This window comes from Chitinophaga sp. W2I13, assembly GCF_050434005.1.
Taxonomy (GTDB): Bacteria; Bacteroidota; Bacteroidia; order Chitinophagales; family Chitinophagaceae; genus Chitinophaga.
In genome coordinates this window covers 2,722,047-2,745,596 of record NZ_JBNPWD010000001.1, presented here as the reverse complement: position 1 = coordinate 2,745,596, position 23,550 = coordinate 2,722,047, and the positions used below count along the sequence as shown (strand labels likewise).

Annotated in this window: 27 protein-coding genes; 11 read left to right on the top strand and 16 right to left on the bottom strand. The window is 46.6% G+C overall.

Features of this window, described 5'->3' with window-relative positions; all coding sequences use genetic code 11:
- Positions 1-159 precede the first annotated feature (159 nt).
- Entirely contained in the window at positions 160-816 is a 657-nt protein-coding gene (locus QFZ48_RS11200; protein WP_370908814.1) for a hypothetical protein, read from the top strand.
- Here the strand turns inward: QFZ48_RS11200 and QFZ48_RS11195 are convergent.
- From QFZ48_RS11195 to QFZ48_RS11185, 3 genes are all read right to left on the bottom strand, one after another.
- On the bottom strand, positions 813-2,105 hold the full coding sequence (locus QFZ48_RS11195; RefSeq protein WP_429043016.1) for a D-alanyl-D-alanine carboxypeptidase/D-alanyl-D-alanine-endopeptidase: 1,293 nt from the start codon (positions 2,103-2,105) through the stop codon (positions 813-815). The genes QFZ48_RS11200 and QFZ48_RS11195 overlap by 4 nt on opposite strands.
- Before the next feature lie 105 nt (positions 2,106-2,210).
- Positions 2,211-3,542, bottom strand: a complete 1,332-nt coding sequence (locus QFZ48_RS11190; protein WP_429043018.1) for a Gfo/Idh/MocA family protein — start codon at positions 3,540-3,542, stop codon at positions 2,211-2,213.
- A gap of 40 nt (positions 3,543-3,582) precedes the next feature.
- Positions 3,583-4,551, bottom strand: a complete 969-nt coding sequence (locus QFZ48_RS11185; RefSeq protein ID WP_429062292.1) for a formylglycine-generating enzyme family protein — start codon at positions 4,549-4,551, stop codon at positions 3,583-3,585.
- Positions 4,552-4,727: 176 nt separating this feature from the next.
- On the opposite strand from QFZ48_RS11185, the gene QFZ48_RS11180 reads away from it, so the two are divergent.
- The 4 genes from QFZ48_RS11180 to QFZ48_RS11165 all read left to right on the top strand — a co-directional run bounded on the left by QFZ48_RS11180 (position 4,728) and on the right by QFZ48_RS11165 (position 8,339).
- Entirely contained in the window at positions 4,728-5,660 is a 933-nt protein-coding gene (locus QFZ48_RS11180) for a hydroxypyruvate isomerase family protein (protein WP_429043022.1), read from the top strand.
- A gap of 105 nt (positions 5,661-5,765) precedes the next feature.
- Positions 5,766-6,116: a phage holin family protein gene (locus QFZ48_RS11175; protein ID WP_370908819.1), complete on the top strand. Its 351-nt coding sequence runs from the start codon at positions 5,766-5,768 to the stop codon at positions 6,114-6,116.
- A 34-nt stretch (positions 6,117-6,150) separates the two neighbouring features.
- Positions 6,151-8,124: an alpha-ketoacid dehydrogenase subunit alpha/beta gene (locus tag QFZ48_RS11170; RefSeq protein WP_429062289.1), complete on the top strand. Its 1,974-nt coding sequence runs from the start codon at positions 6,151-6,153 to the stop codon at positions 8,122-8,124.
- 71 nt (positions 8,125-8,195) lie between these two features.
- Complete coding sequence (locus QFZ48_RS11165; RefSeq protein WP_370908821.1) at positions 8,196-8,339, top strand: hypothetical protein; 144 nt, start codon at positions 8,196-8,198, stop codon at positions 8,337-8,339.
- Between the two features lie 73 nt (positions 8,340-8,412).
- On the opposite strand, the gene QFZ48_RS11160 is transcribed toward QFZ48_RS11165, so the two are convergent.
- The 3 genes from QFZ48_RS11160 to QFZ48_RS11150 all read right to left on the bottom strand — a co-directional run bounded on the left by QFZ48_RS11160 (position 8,413) and on the right by QFZ48_RS11150 (position 10,303).
- Entirely contained in the window at positions 8,413-8,955 is a 543-nt protein-coding gene (locus tag QFZ48_RS11160) for an O-acetyl-ADP-ribose deacetylase (RefSeq protein ID WP_429062287.1), read from the bottom strand.
- A 4-nt stretch (positions 8,956-8,959) separates the two neighbouring features.
- On the bottom strand, positions 8,960-9,712 hold the full coding sequence (locus QFZ48_RS11155) for an NYN domain-containing protein (RefSeq protein WP_079471435.1): 753 nt from the start codon (positions 9,710-9,712) through the stop codon (positions 8,960-8,962).
- A 120-nt stretch (positions 9,713-9,832) separates the two neighbouring features.
- Positions 9,833-10,303, bottom strand: a complete 471-nt coding sequence (locus QFZ48_RS11150; RefSeq protein WP_370908823.1) for a Dps family protein — start codon at positions 10,301-10,303, stop codon at positions 9,833-9,835.
- Positions 10,304-10,482: 179 nt separating this feature from the next.
- Between QFZ48_RS11150 and QFZ48_RS11145 the strand changes: the two genes are divergently transcribed.
- The gene (locus QFZ48_RS11145; protein ID WP_429062285.1) at positions 10,483-11,667 is read left to right on the top strand and encodes an MFS transporter; all 1,185 of its coding nucleotides are present in this window, start codon (positions 10,483-10,485) and stop codon (positions 11,665-11,667) included.
- On the opposite strand, the gene QFZ48_RS11140 is transcribed toward QFZ48_RS11145, so the two are convergent.
- The 4 genes from QFZ48_RS11140 to QFZ48_RS11125 form a co-directional block, all read right to left on the bottom strand.
- The gene (locus QFZ48_RS11140) at positions 11,657-13,102 is read right to left on the bottom strand and encodes a DNA recombination protein RmuC (protein WP_429062283.1); all 1,446 of its coding nucleotides are present in this window, start codon (positions 13,100-13,102) and stop codon (positions 11,657-11,659) included. The genes QFZ48_RS11145 and QFZ48_RS11140 overlap by 11 nt on opposite strands.
- A 146-nt stretch (positions 13,103-13,248) precedes the next feature.
- Positions 13,249-14,325, bottom strand: coding sequence for an iron-containing alcohol dehydrogenase family protein (locus QFZ48_RS11135; RefSeq protein WP_370908826.1), 1,077 nt, complete (start codon positions 14,323-14,325; stop codon positions 13,249-13,251).
- A gap of 20 nt (positions 14,326-14,345) precedes the next feature.
- Complete coding sequence (gene kdsB, locus QFZ48_RS11130) at positions 14,346-15,071, bottom strand: 3-deoxy-manno-octulosonate cytidylyltransferase (RefSeq protein ID WP_429062281.1); 726 nt, start codon at positions 15,069-15,071, stop codon at positions 14,346-14,348.
- A gap of 71 nt (positions 15,072-15,142) precedes the next feature.
- Positions 15,143-16,333, bottom strand: a complete 1,191-nt coding sequence (locus QFZ48_RS11125) for a DegT/DnrJ/EryC1/StrS family aminotransferase (RefSeq protein WP_370908828.1) — start codon at positions 16,331-16,333, stop codon at positions 15,143-15,145.
- A gap of 118 nt (positions 16,334-16,451) precedes the next feature.
- On the opposite strand from QFZ48_RS11125, the gene QFZ48_RS11120 reads away from it, so the two are divergent.
- Complete coding sequence (locus tag QFZ48_RS11120) at positions 16,452-16,889, top strand: YybH family protein (RefSeq protein WP_429062279.1); 438 nt, start codon at positions 16,452-16,454, stop codon at positions 16,887-16,889.
- 115 nt (positions 16,890-17,004) lie between these two features.
- Here QFZ48_RS11120 and QFZ48_RS11115 read toward each other — a convergent pair whose 3' ends face one another.
- Positions 17,005-17,190 carry a hypothetical protein gene (locus tag QFZ48_RS11115; RefSeq protein ID WP_370908830.1) on the bottom strand — a complete coding sequence of 62 codons (186 nt, stop codon included), beginning with the start codon at positions 17,188-17,190 and terminating at the stop codon, positions 17,005-17,007.
- A 384-nt stretch (positions 17,191-17,574) separates the two neighbouring features.
- Between QFZ48_RS11115 and QFZ48_RS11110 the strand changes: the two genes are divergently transcribed.
- On the top strand, positions 17,575-18,120 hold the full coding sequence (locus QFZ48_RS11110) for a CAP domain-containing protein (protein WP_429043045.1): 546 nt from the start codon (positions 17,575-17,577) through the stop codon (positions 18,118-18,120).
- Here QFZ48_RS11110 and QFZ48_RS11105 read toward each other — a convergent pair whose 3' ends face one another.
- Positions 18,121-18,390, bottom strand: coding sequence for a hypothetical protein (locus tag QFZ48_RS11105; RefSeq protein WP_370908832.1), 270 nt, complete (start codon positions 18,388-18,390; stop codon positions 18,121-18,123). It abuts the gene before it with no gap.
- A gap of 20 nt (positions 18,391-18,410) precedes the next feature.
- Positions 18,411-19,160: a glycoside hydrolase family 25 protein gene (locus QFZ48_RS11100; RefSeq protein WP_429062277.1), complete on the bottom strand. Its 750-nt coding sequence runs from the start codon at positions 19,158-19,160 to the stop codon at positions 18,411-18,413.
- Positions 19,161-19,292: 132 nt separating this feature from the next.
- Between QFZ48_RS11100 and QFZ48_RS11095 the strand changes: the two genes are divergently transcribed.
- The 3 genes from QFZ48_RS11095 (at position 19,293) to QFZ48_RS11085 (ending at position 22,495) form a co-directional block, all read left to right on the top strand.
- A complete protein-coding gene (locus QFZ48_RS11095) occupies positions 19,293-20,318 on the top strand; it encodes an SPASM domain-containing protein (RefSeq protein WP_429062275.1) in 1,026 nt (341 codons plus the stop codon).
- Positions 20,319-20,429: 111 nt separating this feature from the next.
- On the top strand, positions 20,430-20,792 hold the full coding sequence (locus QFZ48_RS11090) for a BlaI/MecI/CopY family transcriptional regulator (protein WP_370908835.1): 363 nt from the start codon (positions 20,430-20,432) through the stop codon (positions 20,790-20,792).
- Between the two features lie 5 nt (positions 20,793-20,797).
- Positions 20,798-22,495, top strand: a complete 1,698-nt coding sequence (locus QFZ48_RS11085; protein WP_429043051.1) for a TonB family protein — start codon at positions 20,798-20,800, stop codon at positions 22,493-22,495.
- On the opposite strand, the gene QFZ48_RS11080 is transcribed toward QFZ48_RS11085, so the two are convergent.
- Genes QFZ48_RS11080 through QFZ48_RS11070 form a run of 3 tightly spaced genes read right to left on the bottom strand, consistent with a single transcriptional unit; the run spans position 22,443 to position 23,500 of the window.
- Entirely contained in the window at positions 22,443-22,790 is a 348-nt protein-coding gene (locus QFZ48_RS11080) for a hypothetical protein (protein ID WP_429043052.1), read from the bottom strand. The genes QFZ48_RS11085 and QFZ48_RS11080 overlap by 53 nt on opposite strands.
- 20 nt (positions 22,791-22,810) lie before the next feature.
- A complete protein-coding gene (locus QFZ48_RS11075) occupies positions 22,811-23,281 on the bottom strand; it encodes a hypothetical protein (RefSeq protein WP_370908838.1) in 471 nt (156 codons plus the stop codon).
- A 24-nt stretch (positions 23,282-23,305) separates the two neighbouring features.
- Positions 23,306-23,500 carry a YtxH domain-containing protein gene (locus QFZ48_RS11070; RefSeq protein WP_291916028.1) on the bottom strand — a complete coding sequence of 65 codons (195 nt, stop codon included), beginning with the start codon at positions 23,498-23,500 and terminating at the stop codon, positions 23,306-23,308.
- Between the last annotated feature and the right edge of the window lie 50 nt (positions 23,501-23,550).

The window sequence follows — 23,550 nt, the reverse complement described above, 5'->3', positions numbered from 1 at the left end:
GTAATTTCTACTCGTATGAGTATTTGAGCGGCTAACCGGAGCAGCTGGTTATTATATTATTAAAAAAACCACTAGCAAACAGCCCGGCGGTTTTTTTTGCATAATTTTATACCCTGAAGCGTTATTTAAACGTTATAGTAACATCAACCATATGGTTTTATGAAAAAACGTTACTTTCTCATAGCTATCCTTTCAATGGTTACCTTATTGTTCTCCTGCAGTAAGGAAATGAGCGATGAAGGAGAAGGTACATTACCTTCCAACAGCAATTGCGAATATGCCCCCTATACGAACGGCTCCTCCTTTTCCTATATAAACGTAAATAGCTCCGAAGACACGACCAGCTACACCCTCACGGTTTCAGAAGATACTACCATCAACGGTGTAGTGTATAAAAAAGTGGGTAACGACAGTGTATTTACCTGCTCCAACTGTAAAGATGGCATCTATACGCAGGTGGCCAGCATCCTTACTTTCCAGGGTTACAGCGCCGACAGCCTCGAGCTTACTTATCTGAAAGACAATGTCCCCGTGGGCACCAGCTGGAAAGATACCATCACCGTGAACAACGGCGGAGTGACCACATCCGGCATCCTGGAATTTACGATTACAGAAAAGGATATCACCAAAACGGTGGGTGGCAAAAACTACGCCTCCGTGATCGCTGTAAAAATGGATGCCTATGCCATTGTTTTTGGCAACCCGGTTTCTGTGGGCACCATCTCCACCAGCTATTACGGCAAAGGGGTGGGACTGATAGAAGCTGATCAGCTGCACGACACCACCACCATCGTTTCCTATACCATAAAGCCCTAATAGGCTGTGCTCACCATCGTGAGCAACCGCTCTACCGCCCTTCTCACACTGGTAGCGGATTCATGATGATTATTCACCAATACACTGAATACCAGCGTTCTCTTTTTCTTAGTTTCCAGGTAACCGCTCAAGGCTACCACGCCATTCAGCGTACCCGTTTTGGCATGTACTTTCTGTTGCTGGTAGTAGTTCTTTAATGTCCCCCTCCCGCCGGTGGGGAAAATCTGCCAGAGGCGTTCCTGCGGGAACTGTTCGCGCATCAGGGTGAGCAGGGTTACAAAGTCGCGGGGCGTAAACAGGTTATACCGGGAAAGCCCGGAGCCATCCTCCCACTGCGGCGGATGCGGCAGGCTTTTGAGGTTGCCGGTAAGCAGGTACTTAATTGTGCGGGCGCTGCTGATAGTGTCCCACAAAGCGGAAGCAGCCATCATCAGCGTTTGCTCTGCAAAAAAGTTATCACTGCGCTCCATCATCGGTATAAACAACGAATCTGCCGGGATACTATTCAGTATTTTGAAGTTGCCGGCCGGTGGTATAACGGCCAGCCCTATACGTTTATGCAGCGTGTCTTCCAGCCGCTGCCGCAGCTCCTGTACAGACCCGGTAATAAAAGGAACTTCCGCATTTTCCAATGCCTTATCCTTCGGGTTGTATTTCAGGTAGAATAAATTATTGCGTTCGTCTCTCGATGTGATCGTTTCGCTCAGGGTATCATCTTCTGCAATATCCAGATCATAGAAAGCAGGCACAATACTGTTGCTATTCCCCTGGTGACGGATACGTACCACATTACCGTACATGGGCCATTCATTCAGCTCCGGCTGATAGTCGTCGGCATAATCACCCCAGCCCCAGCCCGGGCCAAAACGTTGGTTGGTATTCACACCGGGTACCAGGTAAATCTTTTTAGTGGTTTGCTGCAACAACTGCAGCAGGGGTTGATAGTGATAGTCCGGGTGCAGAAAAGACGGATCTCCCGTTCCCTTTACAAAAAGGGCCGTATCATTTTCATAATACCGCGCCGCGGGAAGGGAATCTCCCAGCAGCTTTAATCCTGCATACAACGAGAAGATCTTGGTGTTGGACGCGGGGGTGAAAAACTTATTGTCCTGGTATTGATACCAGTATTTCCCGGTAGCCGGTTCATAAATACAGATGCCCACATGTGCCTGCTCCATTGGTATTTTATGAAGCAATTCTGCTTCCGCCCATTTCTTTATCGCTGCCACCTGGGCGGTTACACTTCCCCCGGTTATGATGGATATAATTACTACCAGTAATTTTTTCATAGATGGAAATTACGAATTGTGCATTACGAAACAGGGATTTGTGAGAAGACCATTTTATTGATCTTCCCCCAAATCCCTGATCCGTTCTTTGCCTGGTAATGTTTATCAGGTAAAATATTTGGTAATCCCTGGTTTTGCGTAAGCATAATTACCAGATGCATCCGGCATAACCGGTGGCTGCGCATCAAATGAGTATGATTTAGGATGCAGGTCCAGACCTGAGTTCAGCGCTACATTCCAGTCGATCACCTGACCGGAATAGGTTGCCAAACGGCCTATAATAGCAGAAAGGGTGGCTTGTGCGCCTCTTTCCGCATCTGCAAATTTGTATTCGCCTTTGGCAATGGCGGCAAACAGCTCGTCATGTTCCGTTTGGTAAGGATTGTTTTCCTTCTTCTTATCAAACTGGTACAACACTTTGCCTTTATGGTCCACTATCTGGGCTTTATCACAGAAGATACGGCCCTTTGTTCCAACAATTTCTTCGTCTACTTTGCTGGGAGCGTCTTTCCAGTGGCGGCACTGACTGTTCATTACTACACCGTTGGCATAGCGGTACTCCACAAAGTGGTGGTCAAATATTTCACCGAACTCCTTGCCGGTACGCACGGCACGGCCGCCCATACCTCCTGCGGTAACAGGAGTGGCGCCCATAAACCAGTTGCCCACGTCAATATTGTGGATATGTTGTTCTACGATATGATCGCCGCACAGCCAGTTGAAATAATACCAGTTACGCATCTGGTATTCCATTTCAGTATATTCAGGTTTGCGCGGTTTTACCCAAAGTGCGCCCTGGTTCCACCACACCTGTGCCGACAGCATATCACCGATCATGCCGTCCTGGAAGCGTTTGTATAATTCGCGGTAAGAATTCTGGTAGCGGCGTTGTAAACCTACTACAACGTTCAGTTTCTTGGTTTTAGCTACCGCAGCAGCTTCCAGTACTTTTTTAATACCGGCGGGATCTGTTGCTACCGGTTTTTCCATGAAGATGTGTTTCCCCTGTTTAACCGCTTCTTCAAAATGAATGGGTCTGAAACCCGGAGGGGTGGCGAGGATCACTACATCTGCCAGCGCAATGGCTTGTTTGTAGGCATCGAAGCCGATAAATTTATTGCCTTCCGGAACGTTTACCCGGCTGGCTTTGTCGCCCAATGCTTCTTTAATATCATTAAAGCTGTTATTCAACCTGTCGGGGAAAGCATCTGCCATCGCTACCAGCTGCACGTTTTCTTTTGTGCTGAGCGCCTGTGTAGCGGCGCCGGTACCACGGCCTCCGCAGCCAATGAGGGCTATTTTGATAACACCGGTAGATCCTGAGAAATAATTAGCTTTTGATAAAATAGGCATAGCCAGCAAACCGCCAGCAAGCAAAGTGGTTTGCTTTACGAATTCGCGGCGGCCTTCACCGTGGAATTTCTTTTCGTTGTCCATAAATGAATAAGATTTTTAGATTTTTGGATGTTGAATCTTTCTAGCGTGCACCTTTATATTTTGCGATCATCTCTTCAAAAAATGCTGTGGCTTCTGCTGCTGTTGGTTGTTTAACGGGTCTTACTATTCTGAAGCCAACAAAGGGGGCGTCTGCATTCCACCAGGAGCTTTTAGGAATCTGTGGGTCGCGGCGGTTCCAGATTGGGTCCGACTTCAGGCGGGCGGCGCTGCGGAGCAGCGGGGCTTCATCCTGGAAACTGCCACCTTTCAGCAGCCGCGGGGTTTTAGCAGTTGGCTGTGTCCAGGGATCAGTAGCAGCCGCGTTGGCTACGCCATTTTCGTCGTATTGATCCAATGTCCATTCTTCCACATTGCCCAGCATATCATATAATCCCCAGGCATTGGGTTTCAGCTGCCCTACTTTATGGTATTTATTATCACTGTTGCCCTGGAACCAGGCATACTCTTTCAGCTGACCAGCATCGGCGCCAAAAGGATACGCGGTGGTGGAACCTGCCCTGCAGGCATATTCCCACTCTGCCGCGGTGGGCAGGCGGTAAAAGACACCGGTTTTTATATACAACCACTGGCAATACATCAGGGCCGCATATTGGCTCATGCTGTTGGCGGGAAATCCACCGGATTTACCCATTCCCAGCGTAAGATCAATATATGGCGGGCTGGGACGGGTCATCCCGTCTGGTGTGGGTGTTTTATCCTTTTCCGCATCTGCATATATATCGTATTCGTCAAAAGTAACTTCAGTGGCGCCCATCCAGAAATCAGACACGCTTACCTTCTTTGCCGGACCTTCATCTTTACTTCTTCCTTTTTCACTGTCGGGGCTTCCCAGTTGAAAGCTTCCCCCTTGTATAGGTACCATTTTAAAACTAACATCGGTTCCGGGGATCTGCTGGCTATAAGCTTCGAACGCCTGCTTTGATTGTGCTAAAACAACAACCTGGCTGAGCAATCCGCTCAGCATTAAGGTCACATACGGTTTAATCATCTAACGTGTTTGAAAATATAAGTGGGTGAATCTAAAAAAAACTAACGGGGAAAGCAATATTTTTTTATGAATGCGAAAATGAGCTGATGAATTGAAAATTTTTCATCAATATTAGTATTTCCTTAGAAAAGCGATTAAATTTAGCTCCCTGTCAATTATATAATCAATCAAACGTTATGGAAAGAAGAAAATTCCTGCAAAACGGCGCCCTGGCCGGTATTTCAGCGCTGGCAATGGGAGGCATCAGCAACACTGCACAAGCCGCCGGCGATAACAACGCCAGCCTGGCCGGAAAGCCGTTTAACATGAACTATGGCCCGCATGACGGCATGTTTAAAAACAGTGCCAATGGCGGTAACTTCCTGGACCAGATAAAATATATGCACGATCAGGGATTCCGGTCTATCGAAGACAATGGCATGCTGGGACGCTCTCCTGAAGAACAATCCAAAATAGGCGACCTCCTGAATAAATTAGGGATGACCATGGGCGTGTTCGTAGTAGATACCGGCAATAACTGGAAGCCCTCCCTGGCCACAGGCAAACAGGAATTTAAAGATGCCTTTATTAAAACCTGCAAAGCCAGTGTAGAAACAGCCAAACGCTGCAATGCCAAATGGGCAACCGTGGTACCCGGCTACTTTGAACGCACACTTCCTATCGGTGTTCAAACCGCACATGTAATAGACGCATTACGCAGCGGTGCGGAAATTTTTGAACCGCATGGCCTCATCATGGTGCTGGAACCCCTGAGCGATAACCCCGACCTGTTTCTCCGTACTGCTGAACAAAGCTTTGAAATATGCAAGGCCGTTAAAAGCCCTTCCTGCAAAATATTATACGACATCTACCATATGCAGCGCAATACCGGCAACCTCATTCCTGTAATGGACTGGTGCTGGGACGAAATTGCCTACATCCAGATCGGCGATAACCCCGGTCGTAAGGAACCAGGCACCGGTGAAATCAATTATAAAAACATCTTTAAACATCTCCATAACAAAGGATATAAAGGTGTATTAGGCATGGAACACGGGATGGCTGGAAAAGGAAAAGAAGGCGAAGACGCACTGATAAAAGCATACCGCGAAGCAGACAGCTTTATATAACCACTGATATTTAGCTGTTGGCAGCAGATTACATGCCGGCTGCCAACAGCTAAACTTTGCCATTCACTTTTTTTTTCGCTAACTTAACTAGTAAAATGATCTACAATGGGTTTCCTGCTTCGTATACTAGTTAGTGCTTTGGCTGCCATGTTAACCGCTTACCTGCTGAAACCGGCAGTAAAAGTAGATAGCTTTATCACCGCGCTGATATTAGCACTGGTGTTAGCACTGTTAAATGCCCTGGTTAAACCCCTGCTCATTTTACTCACGTTCCCGGTAACTATTGTTACCCTGGGGCTTTTCCTCTTTGTTATCAATGCCCTGATCATCCTGCTGGCCGCTAAACTGGTACCCGGTTTTAAAGTGGACGGTTTTTGGTGGGCCCTGCTTTTCAGTATAGTTATGACCATCATCAACAGCGTTATGATCAGCCTTGCCGGCGGTAACAACGATTAGCCATTACCTTTACTGCCTGTTAAAAAGCCAATTCATGCACTTTGACCGGTCAGACCTGAACGATGCGCAATTACAGTCTTTCTATAAAGCATTGGTATACCCACGGCTTATAGAAGAAAAAATGCTGCTGTTACTTCGGCAGGGTAAAATAAGTAAATGGTTCTCCGGCATCGGCCAGGAGGCTATTGCGGTAGGCGCTACCCTGGCGCTGGAAGCAGACGAGTGGATACTCCCCCTGCATCGTAACCTCGGTGTGTTTACAACCCGTGAAATGCCCCTCCACAAACTACTGCAGCAATGGCAGGGAAGTGAAAGCGGCTACAGTAAAGGTCGCGAACGCTCCTTTCACTTTGGCAGCAAACCGCATCATATTTGCGGCATGATCTCGCATCTTGGCCCCCAGCTGTCTGTTGCCGATGGCATTGCACTGGCGCACCAGCTGAAAAAAGAAGAAAAGGTATCCCTCACTTTTACCGGTGAAGGCGGTACCAGCGAAGGAGAATTCCATGAAGCGCTCAATGTGGCGGCGGTATGGGGCCTGCCGGTCATCTTCCTGATAGAAAATAATGGCTACGGATTAAGTACCCCCGTCAGCGAACAATATCATTGCGCCAACCTGGTGGATAAAGCCATTGGCTACGGCATGGAAGGCGTACAGATAGATGGCAATAACCTGCTGGAAGTATATCAAACCATACGAACCGCAAGGGCCTATGCCATCAAAGAACAGAAACCTGTACTGATAGAAGCCATGACCTTCCGCATGCGCGGACATGAAGAAGCCAGCGGCGTAAAATATGTGCCTCCGGAGCTGTTTGAAGCCTGGGGTAAAAAAGATCCCATTGCGCAATATGAATCCTTCCTGGTGCAGGCAAACATCCTTTCTGCAGAAAGTATTGCCGCTATCCGGGAAGAACTGAAACATGAAATAGATGCACAGGTGGCCACGGGCTTTACCGATGTCCCTTTTTTCGCCGATACACAAACAGAGCTGAATGACCTCTATGCCCCGGCGCCCGCTCCGGTAGCCGCTTCTGGGCCGTCTTCAGAAAAACGCTTTATCAATGCCTTATCTGATGGTCTTAAACAGGCGATGGAACAACACCCTGAGCTGATCCTGATGGGGCAGGACATTGCAGCTTACGGCGGCGCTTTTAAAATCACGGAAGGCTTCCTGGAGCGGTTCGGCACAAACAGGGTGCGGAATACTCCCCTCTGCGAAAGCGCGATAATCGGCGCTGCGCTGGGCCTGTCTATCGGGGGATTCAAGAGCATGGTGGAAATGCAGTTTGCCGATTTTGTGACCTGTGGCTTTAACCAGATTGTGAATAACCTCGCCAAAATACATTACCGCTGGGGCCAGGCAGCCGATGTAGTGATCAGGATGCCTGCCGGTGGCGGTGTTGGCGCCGGTCCCTTCCATTCACAAACCAATGAAGCGTGGTTTACCCATGTACCCGGCCTGAAAGTGGTATACCCTTCCAACCCGGCAGATGCAAAAGGCTTGCTGACCGCAGCTTTCGCCGATCCCAACCCGGTTCTGTACTTTGAGCATAAGGCACTGTACCGCAGCATCAGTGGGCCAGTACCTGATAATTATTACACCATTGAAATAGGAAAAGCCGCGCTGGTAAGGCCCGGAGAAGATATCAGCATCATTACCTGGGGCAGTGGCGTGCACTGGGCATTGGAGTATGCCCAACAGCACCCGGCGCTTTCGATCGCTATATTGGACCTGCGTACCCTGCTCCCACTGGATTATGCCGCTATCCGGGAAGTAGTGGCCGCAACGGGTAAAGTGCTGATCCTGCATGAAGACACGCTGACAGGTGGCTTCGGCGCGGAAATCAGCGCCTGGATCGCCGAACACTGCTTTCCTCTCCTGGATGCACCGGTGATGCGGTGCGCCAGCCTGGATACCCCTGTGCCTTTTGCCGGCCCGCTGGAAAAAAATTTTCTCGCCAAAGCAAGGCTGGACAAGTACATTCAGCAATTAACCAGCTGGTAACCGACCGTATGATTGGGAATATGCATTGAAAGTTTTAATTTGCATCCGGAATAATATAAAATCATTATACAATGTTGATGAATCTTTTAACAGTAGTACACACCACCAACTTCTATAAAGTTGGCGATAGTATCGGAGGCTTCCTGGCTCCTGTGGCCATTATCGTTTTTGCTGCCATGTTTATCTACGCATGGGTTAAGTACGCAAAGATCTAATTGCAATAGTTTTTCACATCGCATTATAAAAAGGGGCCATCTCAATGAGATGGCCCCTTCTATGTTTAGCGTATTATTCTTCGGGAGGTATATATTGATTATAATAGTGCCTTGTGTAACGTAAATTCTCTTCATCAAAACACACGAGGATCACTTCTTCTATTTCCGTGTTTTTCTCCAGGTACTTCACGATGGTATCCATGGCTATTTTCGCGGCAAGATCTTTAGGGAAATGGTAAATGCCGGTACTGATATTGGGGAACGCAATACTTTTCAAGTGATGCCGGGCCGCCAGCTCCAGTGAATGCCGGTAGCAATTGGCCAGCAGGATATCTTCTTCCCGGGTACCATTGTTCCAAACAGGTCCTACGGTATGTATAACATGTTTTGCCGGTAAACGGCCGGCAGTAGTGATTACTGCTTCTCCGGTTTTGCATCCTCCCTGCCGGGCAACAATAGCCCTGCAATCATTGAGTATTTCCGGTCCACCTGCACGATGAATAGCGCCGTCTACACCGCCTCCGCCTAAAAGCGAAGAGTTGGCCGCATTAACAATGGCATTTGCCTTTACTTTCGTGATATCACCTTGAATGATGCTGATCTTTCTATGTGCCATAGGATTATACAGTTCTTACATATACCAGTTTCCCGGTTTTCTTTCCACTTTCCCTGATGTCTATTTCAAAGTCCGGAAAACTTTTTAGCAATTGCACCAGTTTATTGAATCCAAAGTTACGGGAGTCAAAATCCGGTTGTTTCTTCAGCAACAGGTTCCCTAGTTCGCCCAGGTAGGCCCATCCGTCTTCGTCTGCAATATCATTGATACTGGTGGATATTAAAGATACCAGCTGCTTATCTGCTTTACTGATGCTGTTCCGTTTATCTTTAGTGGTTTTTGTGGTTTTCTCTGTATCTGTTTTCTTTTCTCTTACCTGTAAAATTTCCAGGTAAATAAATTTGTCGCACGCGGCCCTGAAGGCGCTGGGTGTTTTTTGTTCTCCCATACCGTATACAATCATTCCGGCCTCCCGCAAGCGGGTAGCCAACCGGGTAAAGTCGCTGTCGCTGGATACGAGGCAAAAGCCATCCACCCTGCCGGTATACAGTATATCCATCGCATCAATGATCATAGCGGAATCGGTCGCATTTTTACCGGAGGTATAACTGTATTGCTGAATGGGAGTGATCGCATAGTCCAGGAGCACCCCTTTCCATCCTACCACCGTGGGTTTTGTCCAGTCGCCGTAAATTCTTTTAAAGGTAGGATTACCATACTTGGCTATCTCTTCCAGCATCCCTTTAATATTATGATACGGGATGTTGTCAGCGTCTATCAGCACTGCCAGGCGGAGGTCTTTCGTGGTATTATCCATTGTTTTAATTTTTGGGTTGAAGGGGAACACCAACAAATGTAGCCAATTACTGAAAACTAAAAACGTGCCGGCTGCAGTTATTTACTGCCACCAGCACGTCAGTTACTTCAAGTGATCTGTTTAGCTGAGGTATGCGCGGATCATCCAGGCCAGCTTCATGTGCTTTTGCAGCATTTGTGTGGCAAAATCTGCGGCTCCTTTATCTTTATATTTCTCATCGAATTCATCGATAAGCCTGCGCAGGTTACGGATAATGGTTTCATGATCATCCAGTAATTCCTTTAGTTGTTTTTTCTGATCGTTGGAATACTCCGACTCCAGCAGGTTGGTCAGTTTCAATACATCTGCATAGCGGCCTTCTGCATAATGTCCCAATGAACGGATGTATTCTGCTACTTCATCGCCAAAGTCCTGCAGCTCTTCATATTGTGCTTCATAGAACTTATGCATTTCCATGAAATTACTTCCTTCGATATTCCAGTGAGAATTGCGTGTTTTAGCATAAATCAGTAATTCATCGGCCAGGACTTTATTCAATTCTAATGCTATTTGTTTTGTGTTTTCTGCTGAAACACCAATGTTTGCTTTCATATCATTGCGTTTTTTTGGTTACTATAAATTTAATATTTCCCTGGTTACCGGGCTATGATGATTATCATAATTTAACAACCGGTTAATATAAACAGGCTACTGCTGATTTTTGTTCATGAGATCGCCGGGGGTGGCAATTACTTTGCTAAAATTGTACCATAGTTCCTAATTTTGTGTACATGTATCAGTCGAAGGAAAGCATCTACACACTGCATTTTATACTACTTTGTCTTAGCAATGCGCTCTTTTCTGCCAGCTTCAATATGATGATCCCTGAGCTGCCGGCCTATCTTACCCGGATGGGTGGCGCGGATTACAAAGGATATATTATTGGCCTGTTCACCTTAATGGCGGGGCTGTCGAGGCCATTCAGCGGTAAGCTTACGGATACAATAGGACGTGTACCAGTTATGATTTTCGGGTCGCTGGTATGTGTAGTGTGCAGCCTGATTTATCCTTTAATCAGTACTGTAGGCGCATTCCTGTTACTGCGGTTCTTCCACGGGTTTTCTACGGGGTTTAAGCCTACGGGCACTTCTGCCTACGTATCCGATATGGTGCCGGTTACGCGGCGTGGTGAGGCTATGGGTATGGTAGGGTTATTCAGTACTATCGGTATGGCTATGGGGCCGGCTATTGGCGGATACGTGGCAGTACGATGGAATATTAACATCATGTTCCAGTTGTCTGCGGTGTTTGCGTTGTTGTCTGTAGTTATTCTCATAGGCATGAAAGAAACCCTTACCAATAAACAGCCGTTCCGGTTTTCCCTGTTAAGGATCTCCGGCAGTGAGGTTTTTGAACCATTGGTTTGGTCGCCGGTGATCATCACTTTCCTTACTTATTTCAGTTATGGCGCTATTCTCACTATCATCCCGGATTTCAGCGCTTACCTGGGGATAAGCAATAAGGGTCTTTTCTTTACTTTCTTTACGGTGAGCTCTATCGGGATCCGGCTATTGGCGGGCAGGGTATCAGATCAGTTTGGCCGCGTACCTGTTTTAAAGATTTCAGCGCTGATGATGGCTGGTTCCATGCTGATGATGGCACTGGCGCACAATAGCATGTTACTGCTTTCCTCAGCGGTGGTATATGGAATTTCCGTGGGGCTGAACTCCCCTGCCGTTACCGCCTGGACGGTAGATCTTGGCCGGCCGGAACACCGCGGGCGCGCGCTTGCCAGCATGTATATTGCTATGGAAGCCGGTATTGGCCTCGGGGCTTACTTTTCAGCCTTCATCTATAATAATCACGCGACTAATTTCCCTGTTACGTTCTATATATTTGCCGGCATTACGCTAATGGCTACTTTATATCTCAGTTTCATTTATAAGCCACGGAGGGCTGCAGACGCTATTCCTTAACATCTGCATCGGCAATCCCGGTTGCAGGAATTACGGTAATCTGCTCTTCTTCCTCAGGCAATGACAAGTCTGCTGCCGGATCTGACATCAAATCTTTTGGCAGCACCTTCTTATTATCAAGCCCCAGTTTCCGCATTCTTTCGGCGCGGCCTACGAGATTGCCATTCCCGGTGGAAAGCTTATTCATAGCGCTTTCATAAACATTCTGGCTACGTTTCAGGTGTTCCCCGATCAGGCCCATATCTTCTGCAAAGCCTACAAACTTATCATACAAGGCGCTTCCCTGTCGCACAATTTCCTCCGCATTCTTATTTTGTTTATCCAGCCGCCACATATTATCAATCACGCGTAAAGTGGCCAGTAAAGACGGCACGCTCACCAGTATGATTCTTTTACGGAAAGCGAAATCATACAAGTCCTCCTCCACCTGCATAATGGCCAGGGCATAAGCCGGCTCAATAGGAATAAACAACATCACAAAGTCGGTGGTGTTCTTGTATAGCGTATGATACGCTTTGGCGCTAAGTTCCGTTACATGGTTCTTCACCGATTGCAGGTGCATCCTGAGGGCATGCTTTTTTTCTTCTTCGTTGATGGCACTGCAATATTGTTCATATGCCTTCAGCGATACTTTGGAATCGATCACCAGTTGCCTGTTTTCAGGCAATTGCAATACCAGGTCGGGTTTCCTCAGTTGCCCTGTTTCGTCACGCTGCGCATCCTGGGTAAAATAATGCACTCCCTTTTCCAATCCGGAAGCCTCCAATACCCTTTCCAGGATCATTTCCCCCCAATTTCCCTGTTTTTTAGTGTCTGCCTTCAGAGCGTTCGTTAAGTTATTCGCCTCCTTGGACAATGTTTGATTGAGCAGTAACAGCCGCTGCAACTCATTCTTCAATTCGGTGCGCTGCGCCGTTTCTGCTACCAGCGATTGCTGCACACTACTGCGGAAGTTATCAATTTTCTCTGCCAGCGGCTTTAGTACGTCGTCCATTTTCACTTTGTTCTGCTCCATGAACGTACCGGAAATACGGTGCAACAGCTGCTGCGCTATATTCTCAAACTGGATTTTAAAATCCTGCTGTACCTGTTGCAGCCGCTCCTTTTCCCCGCTCAACTGCAGCTGGAGATATTTATTCTGCTCTATGATACGGCCCTGCTCCGACATCAGCACCGAAAACTCTTCGTTTAACCGTTCCAGTTGTTCCTGCTTCTCTTTTACTAACATCCCTTTATCATCCAGCATATTCTGCAGGTACTCCTGCCGGGCCTCCAGCAGGTTATATTTTTCCTGCAGGGCCGCCTGGCTGGCTTGCCAGGCCTGCTGCTGCTGCGCCAGCACTGCTTCCTGCACCCGCCGCTGCTGTTTAGCCGCGAATAAAAGATAGCCAAGCACCAGTATCGCAATTCCCGAAATGACTATTAGTATGATCATGATAATTTCCTCTGAAAGCAAAATAACTTATTACTACGCACTGAATCTGCGTTGCGGTGAACAGATAACTTCTTCAAACATCATTAAAAAAGCAGGAACAACCGGAAATGATCCGCCCGTTCCTGCTTTCAATGTTATAAACCCTGTTATAAACGTTCGTACAGCTTACGCAGTCTTTCGCGGGTCATCAGCTGCTGCCAGTCTTTACCCAGCGCGTTTTCCCACAATGGGGCCATACCCAGCGATACATTGATCATGGTTTCAAACTGCTCATCTGTCAAGCCTTTGGTGATTCCCTGCGGAATATCAATCTTATGCTTTTTCACCATCTGCTTGAACTTTATCACTCCTTCAGGATAGAATTCTTCCAGCTTATCAAACACAATACAGTTACCAATACCGTGCTTGGTACCCAACAGGTAGGCTAAGCCATAACTCACGGCATGCGCCACACCAACCTGGGAATAAGCAATACTCATCCCCCCCGCATAGGAGGCCATCATGAGTTTCTCGTCGGCATCGTCATCCCATTCATCCTTTTGCAGGAAAATTTCCTCACACAGCTCCTGTGCCTTTTCACCGTATGATTTACTGAACGCATTCAGGTAAGTACCTTCCAGCGATTCCACACAGTGAATAAAGCAATCCATCGCAGTATAAAAACGCTGGTTTGCCTCCACGGTGCTGGTCAGCGCAGGGTCCAGCACAATCTGGTCAAACGGCGTGAAGTCAGAATTCATACCCAGCTTACGGGTTGGTCCCGTTAACACACAGGTACGGCTCACTTCCGCTCCGGTACCGGAAATAGTAGGAATACCCACTTTATATACACCGGCTACTTTCACAAGATCCCATCCCTGGTAATCAGCAGAAGAACCCGGATTGGTCATCATCAGGGATACCGCTTTGGCCATATCCATTACAGAGCCGCCTCCAATACCAATGATCCCGGATACCGTACCGAATTCCGCTTTGAGCTCATCACGGATCTTATCAACTGTTTTTGTTTTGGGCTCATCGGTCACATCAATCACCACAATTTTGTCCTTGCCTTCCAGCGGAAGACGGGCCAAAAAATCATTCTTATCCTGGAAGTACTCATCCACGAAGAATATCATGGGAGCATCGCCTATGCGCCTGGGGGCCAGTATTTCGCCCAGCTGATCAAAACATCCGCTGCCGTAAACTACATAGTCCACCATTTTAAAATTCCTGAATTTCATATATCCGTGTTAGTTAGGTATTATAAAAGTTTTGCTGCCTTTTCCAGGTCTTCCGGCGTATCTATTTCCACGCCCATATAAGAAGTCACTACCATTTTCATAGGAATGCCATTCTCCAGGTAACGCAAACATTCAATTTTTTCGGCCGCCTCCAGTGGCGTCATCGCCAGCTGGGTGAAATCCAGCAGGGTTTGTTTACGGAAGGCATAAATACCGATATGCTCGTAGTAAATGCTTCTGATCTCTTTATTCCGCGGATAGGGAATAACGGAGCGGGAGAAGAATAATGCGTTAAAGTTCTTATCTACCGCCACCTTCACGTAATTAGGATCTTCTATGGATGCGGGATCTTTCAGTTCCTGCATCAGCGAAGCCACCTGTACTTTCTTTCCTTCTTCCCCTTCAAATACCTTCAACAACTTTTCCAGCGGCTCTTTCTGTGTAAATGGCTCGTCGCCCTGCACATTCACTACAATATCCACTTCCATATCTACAACGGCTTCAGCTATACGATCGGTACCGCATTCATGCTCTTTTTTGCTCATAACGGCCTTGCCGCCGTTACTTACAATTTCATTATAGATAAGATCACTGTCTGTCACCACCATTACATCGTCGAAAACACCGGTGTTTACTGCAGATTCATAGGTTCTGAGTATCACTGTTTTATCCCCCAGCTTAGCCATCATTTTACCTGGGAAACGGGACGCCCCATAACGGGCAGGTATCAACGCTATTTTTCTCATGTAGTATGGTTTTAACTGCAAAGGCGCAGGCAACAAATATACATTGCTGCCCGGCGCCTTCACCAGATCAATTATAATGCGCTTTTAACTGCCTTCACCAGTTTCTCTGCTCTTTCCCGGATCTCTTCTTCGCTCCAGCCCAGGTTAATCGGGGTGGAAATGTTTCTTCCGATGATATCATCTGAAGCAGGGAATTCTTTGGTTTTGTAAACCTCCATTGCCTGTTTCAGTTCTTTTGCAAAGGGAGTTAATACATGCCCTTCTTTAAAATGCTGCCACTGGCGGATGTAATGCCAGTTGTTGTCATAATAATGGAAAGCGGCCAGTCCGGCGGCTTTCATTGCAGCAGCTGCTTTTGCTGCCTGGGCTGTTTCCGGCAGGAAAAACGACAGGAAGGTAGCACTGTCGCCGGCTTCATCCGGCAACCGGCGGAAGGTTACACCCGGCACAGTGGCCAGTGCATCCTTGAATATTTTCTTGGTCTTACGCTGTATTTCCAGGAACGTATCCAGCTTGCGGATCTGCGCCAGTCCCACTGCAGCATGCAATTCGGAAATACGGTAATTGTAACCGATAAATGGATGAAGGTCAGCGCCACGGTCTACCCCGAGGTGATCATGACCATGGTCCGTATACCCGTCACATTTAGTATAAATGTCTTTATTATTGGTAATGATGGCGCCCCCTTCTGCACAGGTGATCGTTTTTACGAAATCAAAAGAAAACGTACCGGCATCGCCAATGGAACCCAGTGCTTTTCCTTTATAGGAAGCGCCAAAGCTCTGGCAGGCATCTTCCAGCAGGAACAGGTTATGCTTTTTACAAATGGCCTGTAACGCATCCAGATCGGCCATTGCGCCGCACATATGCACCGGCATTACTGCCTTTGTACGGGGAGTAATAGCTGCTTCCACCGCTTTGGGGTCCAGGGTCAGGGTATCGTCCACATCTACCAGTACCGGTGTGGCGCCTACGGAAAATACCGATTCAAAGCTGGCCACAAAAGTAAAGGTGGGCATAATGATTTCATCGCCCGCGCCCAATCCCAGGGCAGCCATAGCGGTGGTTAACGCGGCCGTACCACTGGAGGCAAGCTGGGTATACTGTACATTCAGTTTATCGCAAATAGCCTGTTCCAGCTCCTTTGCTTTCCAGATGCCTTTACGCGGACCGTCGAATCCGTAACGCATCATTATTCCTGTTTCCAGTACGTCGTTTACTTCTTTCCTTTCCTCGGCTCCAAATAGTTCATATCCGGGCATAAACTGTTGATTTTAAAATATAATTTGAATGAGTGCTTTTTCAATAGTGCTGCAAAGTTACTATAATAGGCATTGCGTTACATCGGAAAAACTGTTTATCTTTTGCTAAAAATTCACCATGCGTTTTATACTGTTCCTTACCCTGTTGGGGGTTTTAGCCGGAATGCCCGCTCACGCGCAGAAAGCCCTGCCCGCCGATCAGCAACAGATTGCTGCACTCATAGCCTCGCAAACGGCCGCCTGGAATAAAGGAGATATCGACGGCTTCATGACTACTTACTGGCATTCCGATTCCCTGCTGTTCATCGGTAAAAACGGGGTTACCTATGGGTGGCAGGCCACGCTGGACCGCTATAAAAAAACATATCCGGACGCCGCGGCAATGGGCAAACTGGATTTCAAATTGCTGGAATTCAAGCCCCTGGCTTCCGATACCTACCTCTTAATCGGGAAATGGCACCTGGAAAGGACTATAGGCGACTTACAGGGCCACTTCAGCCTCATCTTACAAAAAATAAAAGGACAATGGAAAATTATTGCTGACCATAGCAGCTAAAAAAAACCATCCCAGGAATAGGATGGCCGCTATACACCACAACATTAAAGAAGTTCTGGACTTCTTTTTCTTTAGAAGTAAAGTTTAAAAGTTTTCATCTGATATGGTAAAATGTTCAATGCTTTGATTTCTTACTGGCTTCACTATCCCTCACCGCTTTGTTCTCCTTTTCAGGTTTATCAGACAAATCGCCATGTAAGGGATTACGGTTAGTAGTGCCTTTATCCTGGTCTAATATGTCTACCGGTTTCTTCTTCCTGTCATGATACTCACCGGTATGATCTGTTTCCTTCTTTTTCATAATCTCTTTTTTTGAAGATGAAAATATGGGAGATACACCATGGGAATCACAAACACTATTCCACCCTCAAAACAGGCCATTTTGACGAGCTGGCGAAGGGTGTCCGGGGCATCAGTTCCACAAAACCCTGATGCACAGTGAGAAAGAATAACAACACACCGGCTGCGGAAATATTGCAGTTCTGATTAACATTAGATTTACAAAAACTATGATCATTATCTCATATCTACACACTATCTTCGATGCCTCAAACAAGTTTTAACCCGTAACCTCTGATCAGCCACGAGTAGTTTTAATCAAGTTCCTGCCTAAAGCCAATTTTTTAGTTTTAATCCAAGTCCTGTTTAGAACCCGGTATCTATTTACTATAACTAATTACTGGTTATGCCCGGGAAAATTATGCGCGTTGCCACCGCTCTGATGGCTGTTGTTATTTATTGCAGTTGTACTAAAAAGACTGACCTGACACTGGATACGCCGGAAAAAACACCTCCTGCAGATACGTCGGTGGTGCCCGAAAACAAAGTGGACCGCAACGCCCTCTTACTGCTGGTAAACGGATTACGCAACCGTGGCTGTAACTGCGGTACTGAATCGATGCCTCCTGTAGGCGCCCTTACCTGGAATGGCCTGTTGGAAAGAGCGGCTTATGACCACAGCAAAGACATGGTACTGAATAAATATTTCGACCATACCGGGCTCAATGGTTCCACACCTGGTTCCCGCCTGGATGCAGCCGGATACAAATGGACCTATTATGGAGAAAATATAGCTACCGGCAGCCTGAACGAACAAGCCGTGATACTTGGCTGGCTAAACAGTCCGAAACATTGTCACAATATGATGGATGCTAATTTTAAAGAGATCGGCATTGGCCGCTATAACAACGACTGGACAATGGAATTGGGCAGGAGGTCTGTTGCCAACTAATCAGGGGGCGCTCATCTTTTTGCGCCACATACGCCATACAAAGTAAAGATAGGCTGCCATGGAAACGCCAAACCAGCTGTAGAAGAAGATCATCCTGCCAGGAGTAGACTCCTCCGGCACAGCAAATCCGAGGTACAACCCGAGGAATACATTGATCATCAACCAGAAAAAGCCAATAAAGATGGTCCGCATTATTTTTATGAGGAAATGAAACAACTCATAATCCATCTTATTGGGATCCGGCGCCGGTTTTTCCTGTTCTTCTTCCATAATCTTTTATATCAGCACTACTAAGGTATGCACAGTTTGGCAAGGTCTGTACTGTCGCCCTTAAATACATTAAAATCCACAGTGGTCCGGATGCCGTTTACCCGGCCGATGTCGCTGTGCTGCCAAAACAACCAGGCCTTGTCGGAACGCGGCCGCTCCTTCTGATAGTAATGCGCGATCCACAAAGGATAGCGGTCAAATTCGCTGCCAAGATAGGTTTCGTAAAAATGAATGTTAGTGTAGATGATGGGTTTTACCTTGTATACCTTTTCCATTTCCTCCAGCCAGATTTTCGCCGTGCTGCGGATAACGGCGGCAGGCTGGTTGTTGCTGGTTTCGATATCCAGTACCGGCGGAAGATCCCCTGACTGCAGGTCGGCCACATTGTGGAAGTTAATGGCTTGCTTCAACGGGTCACGGGTAGCATAAAAGAAGTGGTAGGCGCCCCGGATTAAACCAGCCTTACCCGCCTTGTCCCAATTTATCCTGAAGGCGGCGTCCTGCCGTGTAATACCTTCCGTGGCTTTTATAAAGGCAAAGGATATACGAATTTTATCTACCTGCATTTGTTTTACTGCCGCCCAGTTGATGTCTTTCTGAAATTTAGAAACATCTATCCCATGTATCTTATAATTCACCGGCATGTCAATTCCAAACTCTTCATAGCGTACAAATTTCACTTGCTTTTCCCGCTGGCGCCACCATAAATAAGCCACTGCGGCCAGTACTACCAGTAATATTAATAATAATCGGATCCGGATGCTTTTCACTTTTGCTTCTGTTAGTTGCAGGGTAATTGGGTAAGGATGCTGTAATAAATGCCGGCAGTCCTATTTTTTACAGCAAGTATAGGTTATAATTTGTTTAAAGAAGCTACTTTTACAGCGGTCAAGTGATTTTTTATGCCCGATTTTAACCTGAAGGATACCCTTAATTTGTTTTCAAAGTTTACACTGCGCCGCGGTTTAAATGCCGGCAAAGTACTTGGAAGCTATTTCATGAGCAAGTGGACCAACAAACCGGTTCAGTGGGGCTATCCTATTTCTATATCTTTTGAACCTACTACGTCCTGCAACCTCCGTTGCCCCGAATGCCCCAGCGGGCTCAGGGCCTTTACCCGCCCTACCGGCATGCTGGAACAGGACTTTTTCAGGAAAACGATCGATGAAATTTCCAAAGAACTGCTATACCTGATCTTTTACTTCCAGGGAGAACCTTATCTCAATCCCGGTTTCCTGGACATGGTGAGATATGCGGCCGATAAAGGAATTTACACCGCTACCTCCACCAACGCCCACTACCTCACAGACGTCAATGCGAAGAAAACAGTGGAAAGTGGACTGGACAGGCTCATCATCTCTATCGATGGTACTACCCAGGACGTATATACGCAGTACCGGGTAGGCGGCCACCTGGATAAAGTGATCCAGGGTGCAAAAAACATCGTAAAATGGAAAAAAGAGCTGAATTCATCCAAGCCTTTTGTCTTTTTCCAGTTCCTTGTAGTAAAACCCAATGAACACCAGATAGAAGATATTAAACGGCTGGCCAAGGAAATAGGCGTAGACCAGGTGCGGTTTAAAACTGCGCAGGTATATGATTATGAAGAAGGCAACCGCTTAATTCCTACCATCGATAAATACTCCCGCTACCATCGCAACGAAGATGGTACCTACGCCATAAAAAACAAGCTAAGCAATCATTGCTGGCGCCTGTGGCATTCCCCGGTGGTTACCTGGGATGGCCTGGTAGTACCCTGCTGCTTCGACAAAGATGCACAGCACAGGCTGGGCGATCTGAAAAAAGAATCCTTCAAAACACTGTGGCATAATAAAGAGTATATCCGTTTCCGTAGCCAAATCCTCGAAACCCGCAAAAACATAGATATCTGCGCTAACTGCAGTGAAGGCACCAAAGTTTGGGGATAATCACCTGCTGCAGAATTTTTTTCTCATTGACATTCAATCCATTAACTACGTTTATAGTTTAATACTACAAAAATAGTTTTTAAACTACAGAAATAGTTATAGATTAGTGTTATGAAAAAGCTATCCCGTAAAGAAGAAGAATTAATGCAGGTAATGTGGGATCTCGAAAAAGCATTTGTAAAGGATGCCATCGAGCAGCTCCCCGACCCGAAGCCGCATTACAACACCATCGCTACGCTCATGAAGCGACTGGAAGATAAAGGGTATCTCGCCCATCATGAATATGGTGGCTCCTTCGAGTATTACCCCACCATTGCAAAGGAAAGTTATAAAGACACTTTTATGAAAAAGGTACTCAACACTTTCTTTGATAACTCCTATCTCAATATGCTGGCTTATTTCGCTAAGGAAGAAAAAATCAGTGCGGAAGACATGAAGACGCTGGTAAAAATGATCGAAAAAGATAAAAAATAACGTGTATGCCTACCCTGTTTATATATATTCTGCAAGCATCCTGTGCAATGACGCTTTTTTATCTCCTGTATATCAGCTGTTTTAAAAAAGAAACATTTTACCGGTATAACAGGATCGTTCTGCTGAGCGCTTTCATATTCTCAGCGATATTGCCGCTGCTTCCCCTCCCTGCATGGCAATGGACGCAAAAATCAACAGAAGCCGCAACACCGGTAAGCGTTTACTTTAGTGATAACGCGCACGCATCTACGCCGGTAACCGGTGTCGCAGTGGAACACCACTGGTGGGACCCGCTGATGCAACACGGTGGTACCATATTGGTAGCAGCATACATAGCAATAGCTGCTTTCCTGCTGTTGCTGCACATACTGCAGCTCTTAAAGATCCGCCGCCTGGTGCGGGCAGGCAATGTATACATGCGTAATAACATACGTTATGTACAGCTTTCCGGAATAACAGCGCCCTTCTCTTTTCTGAGAACCATTTTCTTCGATCCTAACGCCCATGCCCATACGGAATTGCAACATGTTCTCAAACATGAAGAAGCGCATGTACAGCAATACCACTCTGCTGATATGCTGCTATCAGCCCTCTACTGCTGCATTTGCTGGATCAATCCCTTTGCATGGCGTTGTAAAAGAGCGCTGCAGCTGAACCTGGAGTTCCTGGCAGATGAAGCCGTCATCCAAACCACCGACGCCCCGGATGCCTACCAGTACAGTTTACTGAAGATAGGCCTGGCCGGCAGCCGCGTAACCATCGTGAATCATTTCAGTAAATCGTTCATTAAAAACAGAATACTCATGATCAACAAAACCCAATCACCCCGGCTACGTACCTGGCGGTACCTGCTGCTGCTGCCGGTATTTGCACTGGCAGCGGGCCTTCTGGCGGCCACTTCTCCATCATCAAAAAACGACGCGGGCACTAAATACCTGGCCACAGAAAACGACCGGCTCTATGGAGTGGTTACGCCATTAACTTCTGATAAGGACTTCGCGGAGATGAAGGATGCATTGGAAAAAAAAGGTATAACGCTGAACATCCCGACCCTCAAACGTAATAAGAACGGGGAAATCACAGCAATTGATTTCAAACTGGTGTCCGGTACCTGGTCAATGCGGGAAACAATGGAAGTTCCGTTTACACCTTATTTCTTTTATTGTGCTGAGAAGGAAGGCGGAATAGGTCCTTTTCCAATGAAGAATTGCCCCCGGCACCTGCAGGACCTTGCATTGGCAGAAGGTAATGGAGCCACTAAAGGGATTACTACCGACTCCACCTTTTTGAATCGCTTTCCAGGTGGAGAGCACGCATACCGCAAGGTGTTTGCAAAAAATGTCCGCTATCCGAGGGCAAGCCAGCAAAGCAAAACGGCCGGTGTGGTCAGGCTGCAATATAAAATTCAGCCCAACGGTGTCATCAATAATATAGAGTTGCTGGAAACGCCGGATAAAGCACTTGGCGATGAGGTAAAACGTGTTTTAGAACAGCTCCCTACCTTTGCAGCGGATCCTTCGGGGAAAACTGTTACCGTTTCCCTGCGCATATCATTTATGCTGGATAATGGCGCAGGTGGATTTATTAAAGGATCCGACGCAGATAACGCGGATATAATTGTAATGGGATACCTGCCGAAACCGATTTCCTTTATTCAGCCACTGTCTCTTTCTTTTTTCGACGACCCTTCGTCACCTTGTTAAACAGGTTGATACCTAGTTGAACACCTATAAACTCAAGTGCTGTCATTAATGCCCCGGTAGCAAAATTCTTAAATTTACCACTTCCCCAGGCCATCTTAGCCACATTCATGGCTACGTTCAGGGCACCGCTATGTTTTGCGCTACCGGGGATAACAGCATTCAGGGCCATCTTTTTATAGTTGTCCCTGAAAAAATCCACCCTGTTTCCCATTTCATTTTCCAACTGCCTGGACTTCATTTTTAGCCGGGTAATTTCCAGCTCCAGTGATTCGAAGCTGTCTATTTTCTTACTCATGTGTAAACATTTATCATTGTTTATCCTTTCATGGTGTTTTCAGTGGCTTCTTCATCAGGAACATACCCCGGATCTACAGGTTGCTCCGGATGTTCCTTTGCCCGCTGATTGTGAATATGATTGGAATGCTCATCCTGGTCCGTAATTTCATCTACCAGTTCAGTAATCAGCAATTTAGCCAGTGGCCGCTGTATCAGCTGCTTACGGAACAATAAAATAACCAGGAATAACAATATAAATAATCCTGCAGCACAGCTGAAACCAATGGTAAAACTATTGGTCATTTCCCCGATCCAGAAGCCTACTACCATGCCCAGGAACACAATCACAAAAAAGAACAGCAGGAAAGCCATCAAAAGAGAGAAAAACAATCCCAACGCTTTTGACAGCTTTCCTGCTGCCTGGAGCTTAATCAGGTCCAGTCTGGTTTCCAGGTATTCCCTGGCTACTTTTCCCGTTTGGGAAAAATAGTTGCTGAAATTATCTTCCATGCAAATCAATTTATTCAAATGGGGTTATGCCAACTCATTCTCTAACTCATCCTGGAACTGATCTTTCTTCTTTCTCCATTTTTCTTTCAGCTTTTCAGACTGATCTCTTAATTTTTCTACCAGCTCATCTTTTTTATCGGAATTGAGGAAATACCCTACTGCAACGCCCACGGCTGCACCTACAATAAATGAAACCACGGCTTTGGAACTGTTACTCATAACTAAAGGTTTTTAAGATGTTATAAATTAGGTTTTCTTTTTTGGTAACA

Bases quoted from the DNA above. Each gene is read 5' to 3' on its own strand.
- QFZ48_RS11200 (WP_370908814.1), top strand. From the start codon at position 160: ATGAAAAAACGTTACTTTCTCATAGCTATCCTTTCAATGGTTACCTTA.
- QFZ48_RS11195 (WP_429043016.1), bottom strand. From the start codon at position 2,105: ATGAAAAAATTACTGGTAGTAATTATATCCATCATAACCGGGGGAAGT.
- QFZ48_RS11190 (WP_429043018.1), bottom strand. From the start codon at position 3,542: ATGGACAACGAAAAGAAATTCCACGGTGAAGGCCGCCGCGAATTCGTA.
- QFZ48_RS11185 (WP_429062292.1), bottom strand. From the start codon at position 4,551: ATGATTAAACCGTATGTGACCTTAATGCTGAGCGGATTGCTCAGCCAG.
- QFZ48_RS11180 (WP_429043022.1), top strand. From the start codon at position 4,728: ATGGAAAGAAGAAAATTCCTGCAAAACGGCGCCCTGGCCGGTATTTCA.
- QFZ48_RS11175 (WP_370908819.1), top strand. From the start codon at position 5,766: ATGGGTTTCCTGCTTCGTATACTAGTTAGTGCTTTGGCTGCCATGTTA.
- QFZ48_RS11170 (WP_429062289.1), top strand. From the start codon at position 6,151: ATGCACTTTGACCGGTCAGACCTGAACGATGCGCAATTACAGTCTTTC.
- QFZ48_RS11165 (WP_370908821.1), top strand. From the start codon at position 8,196: ATGTTGATGAATCTTTTAACAGTAGTACACACCACCAACTTCTATAAA.
- QFZ48_RS11160 (WP_429062287.1), bottom strand. From the start codon at position 8,955: ATGGCACATAGAAAGATCAGCATCATTCAAGGTGATATCACGAAAGTA.
- QFZ48_RS11155 (WP_079471435.1), bottom strand. From the start codon at position 9,712: ATGGATAATACCACGAAAGACCTCCGCCTGGCAGTGCTGATAGACGCT.
- QFZ48_RS11150 (WP_370908823.1), bottom strand. From the start codon at position 10,303: ATGAAAGCAAACATTGGTGTTTCAGCAGAAAACACAAAACAAATAGCA.
- QFZ48_RS11145 (WP_429062285.1), top strand. From the start codon at position 10,483: ATGTATCAGTCGAAGGAAAGCATCTACACACTGCATTTTATACTACTT.
- QFZ48_RS11140 (WP_429062283.1), bottom strand. From the start codon at position 13,102: ATGATCATACTAATAGTCATTTCGGGAATTGCGATACTGGTGCTTGGC.
- QFZ48_RS11135 (WP_370908826.1), bottom strand. From the start codon at position 14,325: ATGAAATTCAGGAATTTTAAAATGGTGGACTATGTAGTTTACGGCAGC.
- kdsB (WP_429062281.1), bottom strand. From the start codon at position 15,071: ATGAGAAAAATAGCGTTGATACCTGCCCGTTATGGGGCGTCCCGTTTC.
- QFZ48_RS11125 (WP_370908828.1), bottom strand. From the start codon at position 16,333: ATGCCCGGATATGAACTATTTGGAGCCGAGGAAAGGAAAGAAGTAAAC.
- QFZ48_RS11120 (WP_429062279.1), top strand. From the start codon at position 16,452: ATGCGTTTTATACTGTTCCTTACCCTGTTGGGGGTTTTAGCCGGAATG.
- QFZ48_RS11115 (WP_370908830.1), bottom strand. From the start codon at position 17,190: ATGAAAAAGAAGGAAACAGATCATACCGGTGAGTATCATGACAGGAAG.
- QFZ48_RS11110 (WP_429043045.1), top strand. From the start codon at position 17,575: ATGCCCGGGAAAATTATGCGCGTTGCCACCGCTCTGATGGCTGTTGTT.
- QFZ48_RS11105 (WP_370908832.1), bottom strand. From the start codon at position 18,390: ATGGAAGAAGAACAGGAAAAACCGGCGCCGGATCCCAATAAGATGGAT.
- QFZ48_RS11095 (WP_429062275.1), top strand. From the start codon at position 19,293: ATGCCCGATTTTAACCTGAAGGATACCCTTAATTTGTTTTCAAAGTTT.
- QFZ48_RS11090 (WP_370908835.1), top strand. From the start codon at position 20,430: ATGAAAAAGCTATCCCGTAAAGAAGAAGAATTAATGCAGGTAATGTGG.
- QFZ48_RS11085 (WP_429043051.1), top strand. From the start codon at position 20,798: ATGCCTACCCTGTTTATATATATTCTGCAAGCATCCTGTGCAATGACG.
- QFZ48_RS11080 (WP_429043052.1), bottom strand. From the start codon at position 22,790: ATGAGTAAGAAAATAGACAGCTTCGAATCACTGGAGCTGGAAATTACC.
- QFZ48_RS11075 (WP_370908838.1), bottom strand. From the start codon at position 23,281: ATGGAAGATAATTTCAGCAACTATTTTTCCCAAACGGGAAAAGTAGCC.
- QFZ48_RS11070 (WP_291916028.1), bottom strand. From the start codon at position 23,500: ATGAGTAACAGTTCCAAAGCCGTGGTTTCATTTATTGTAGGTGCAGCC.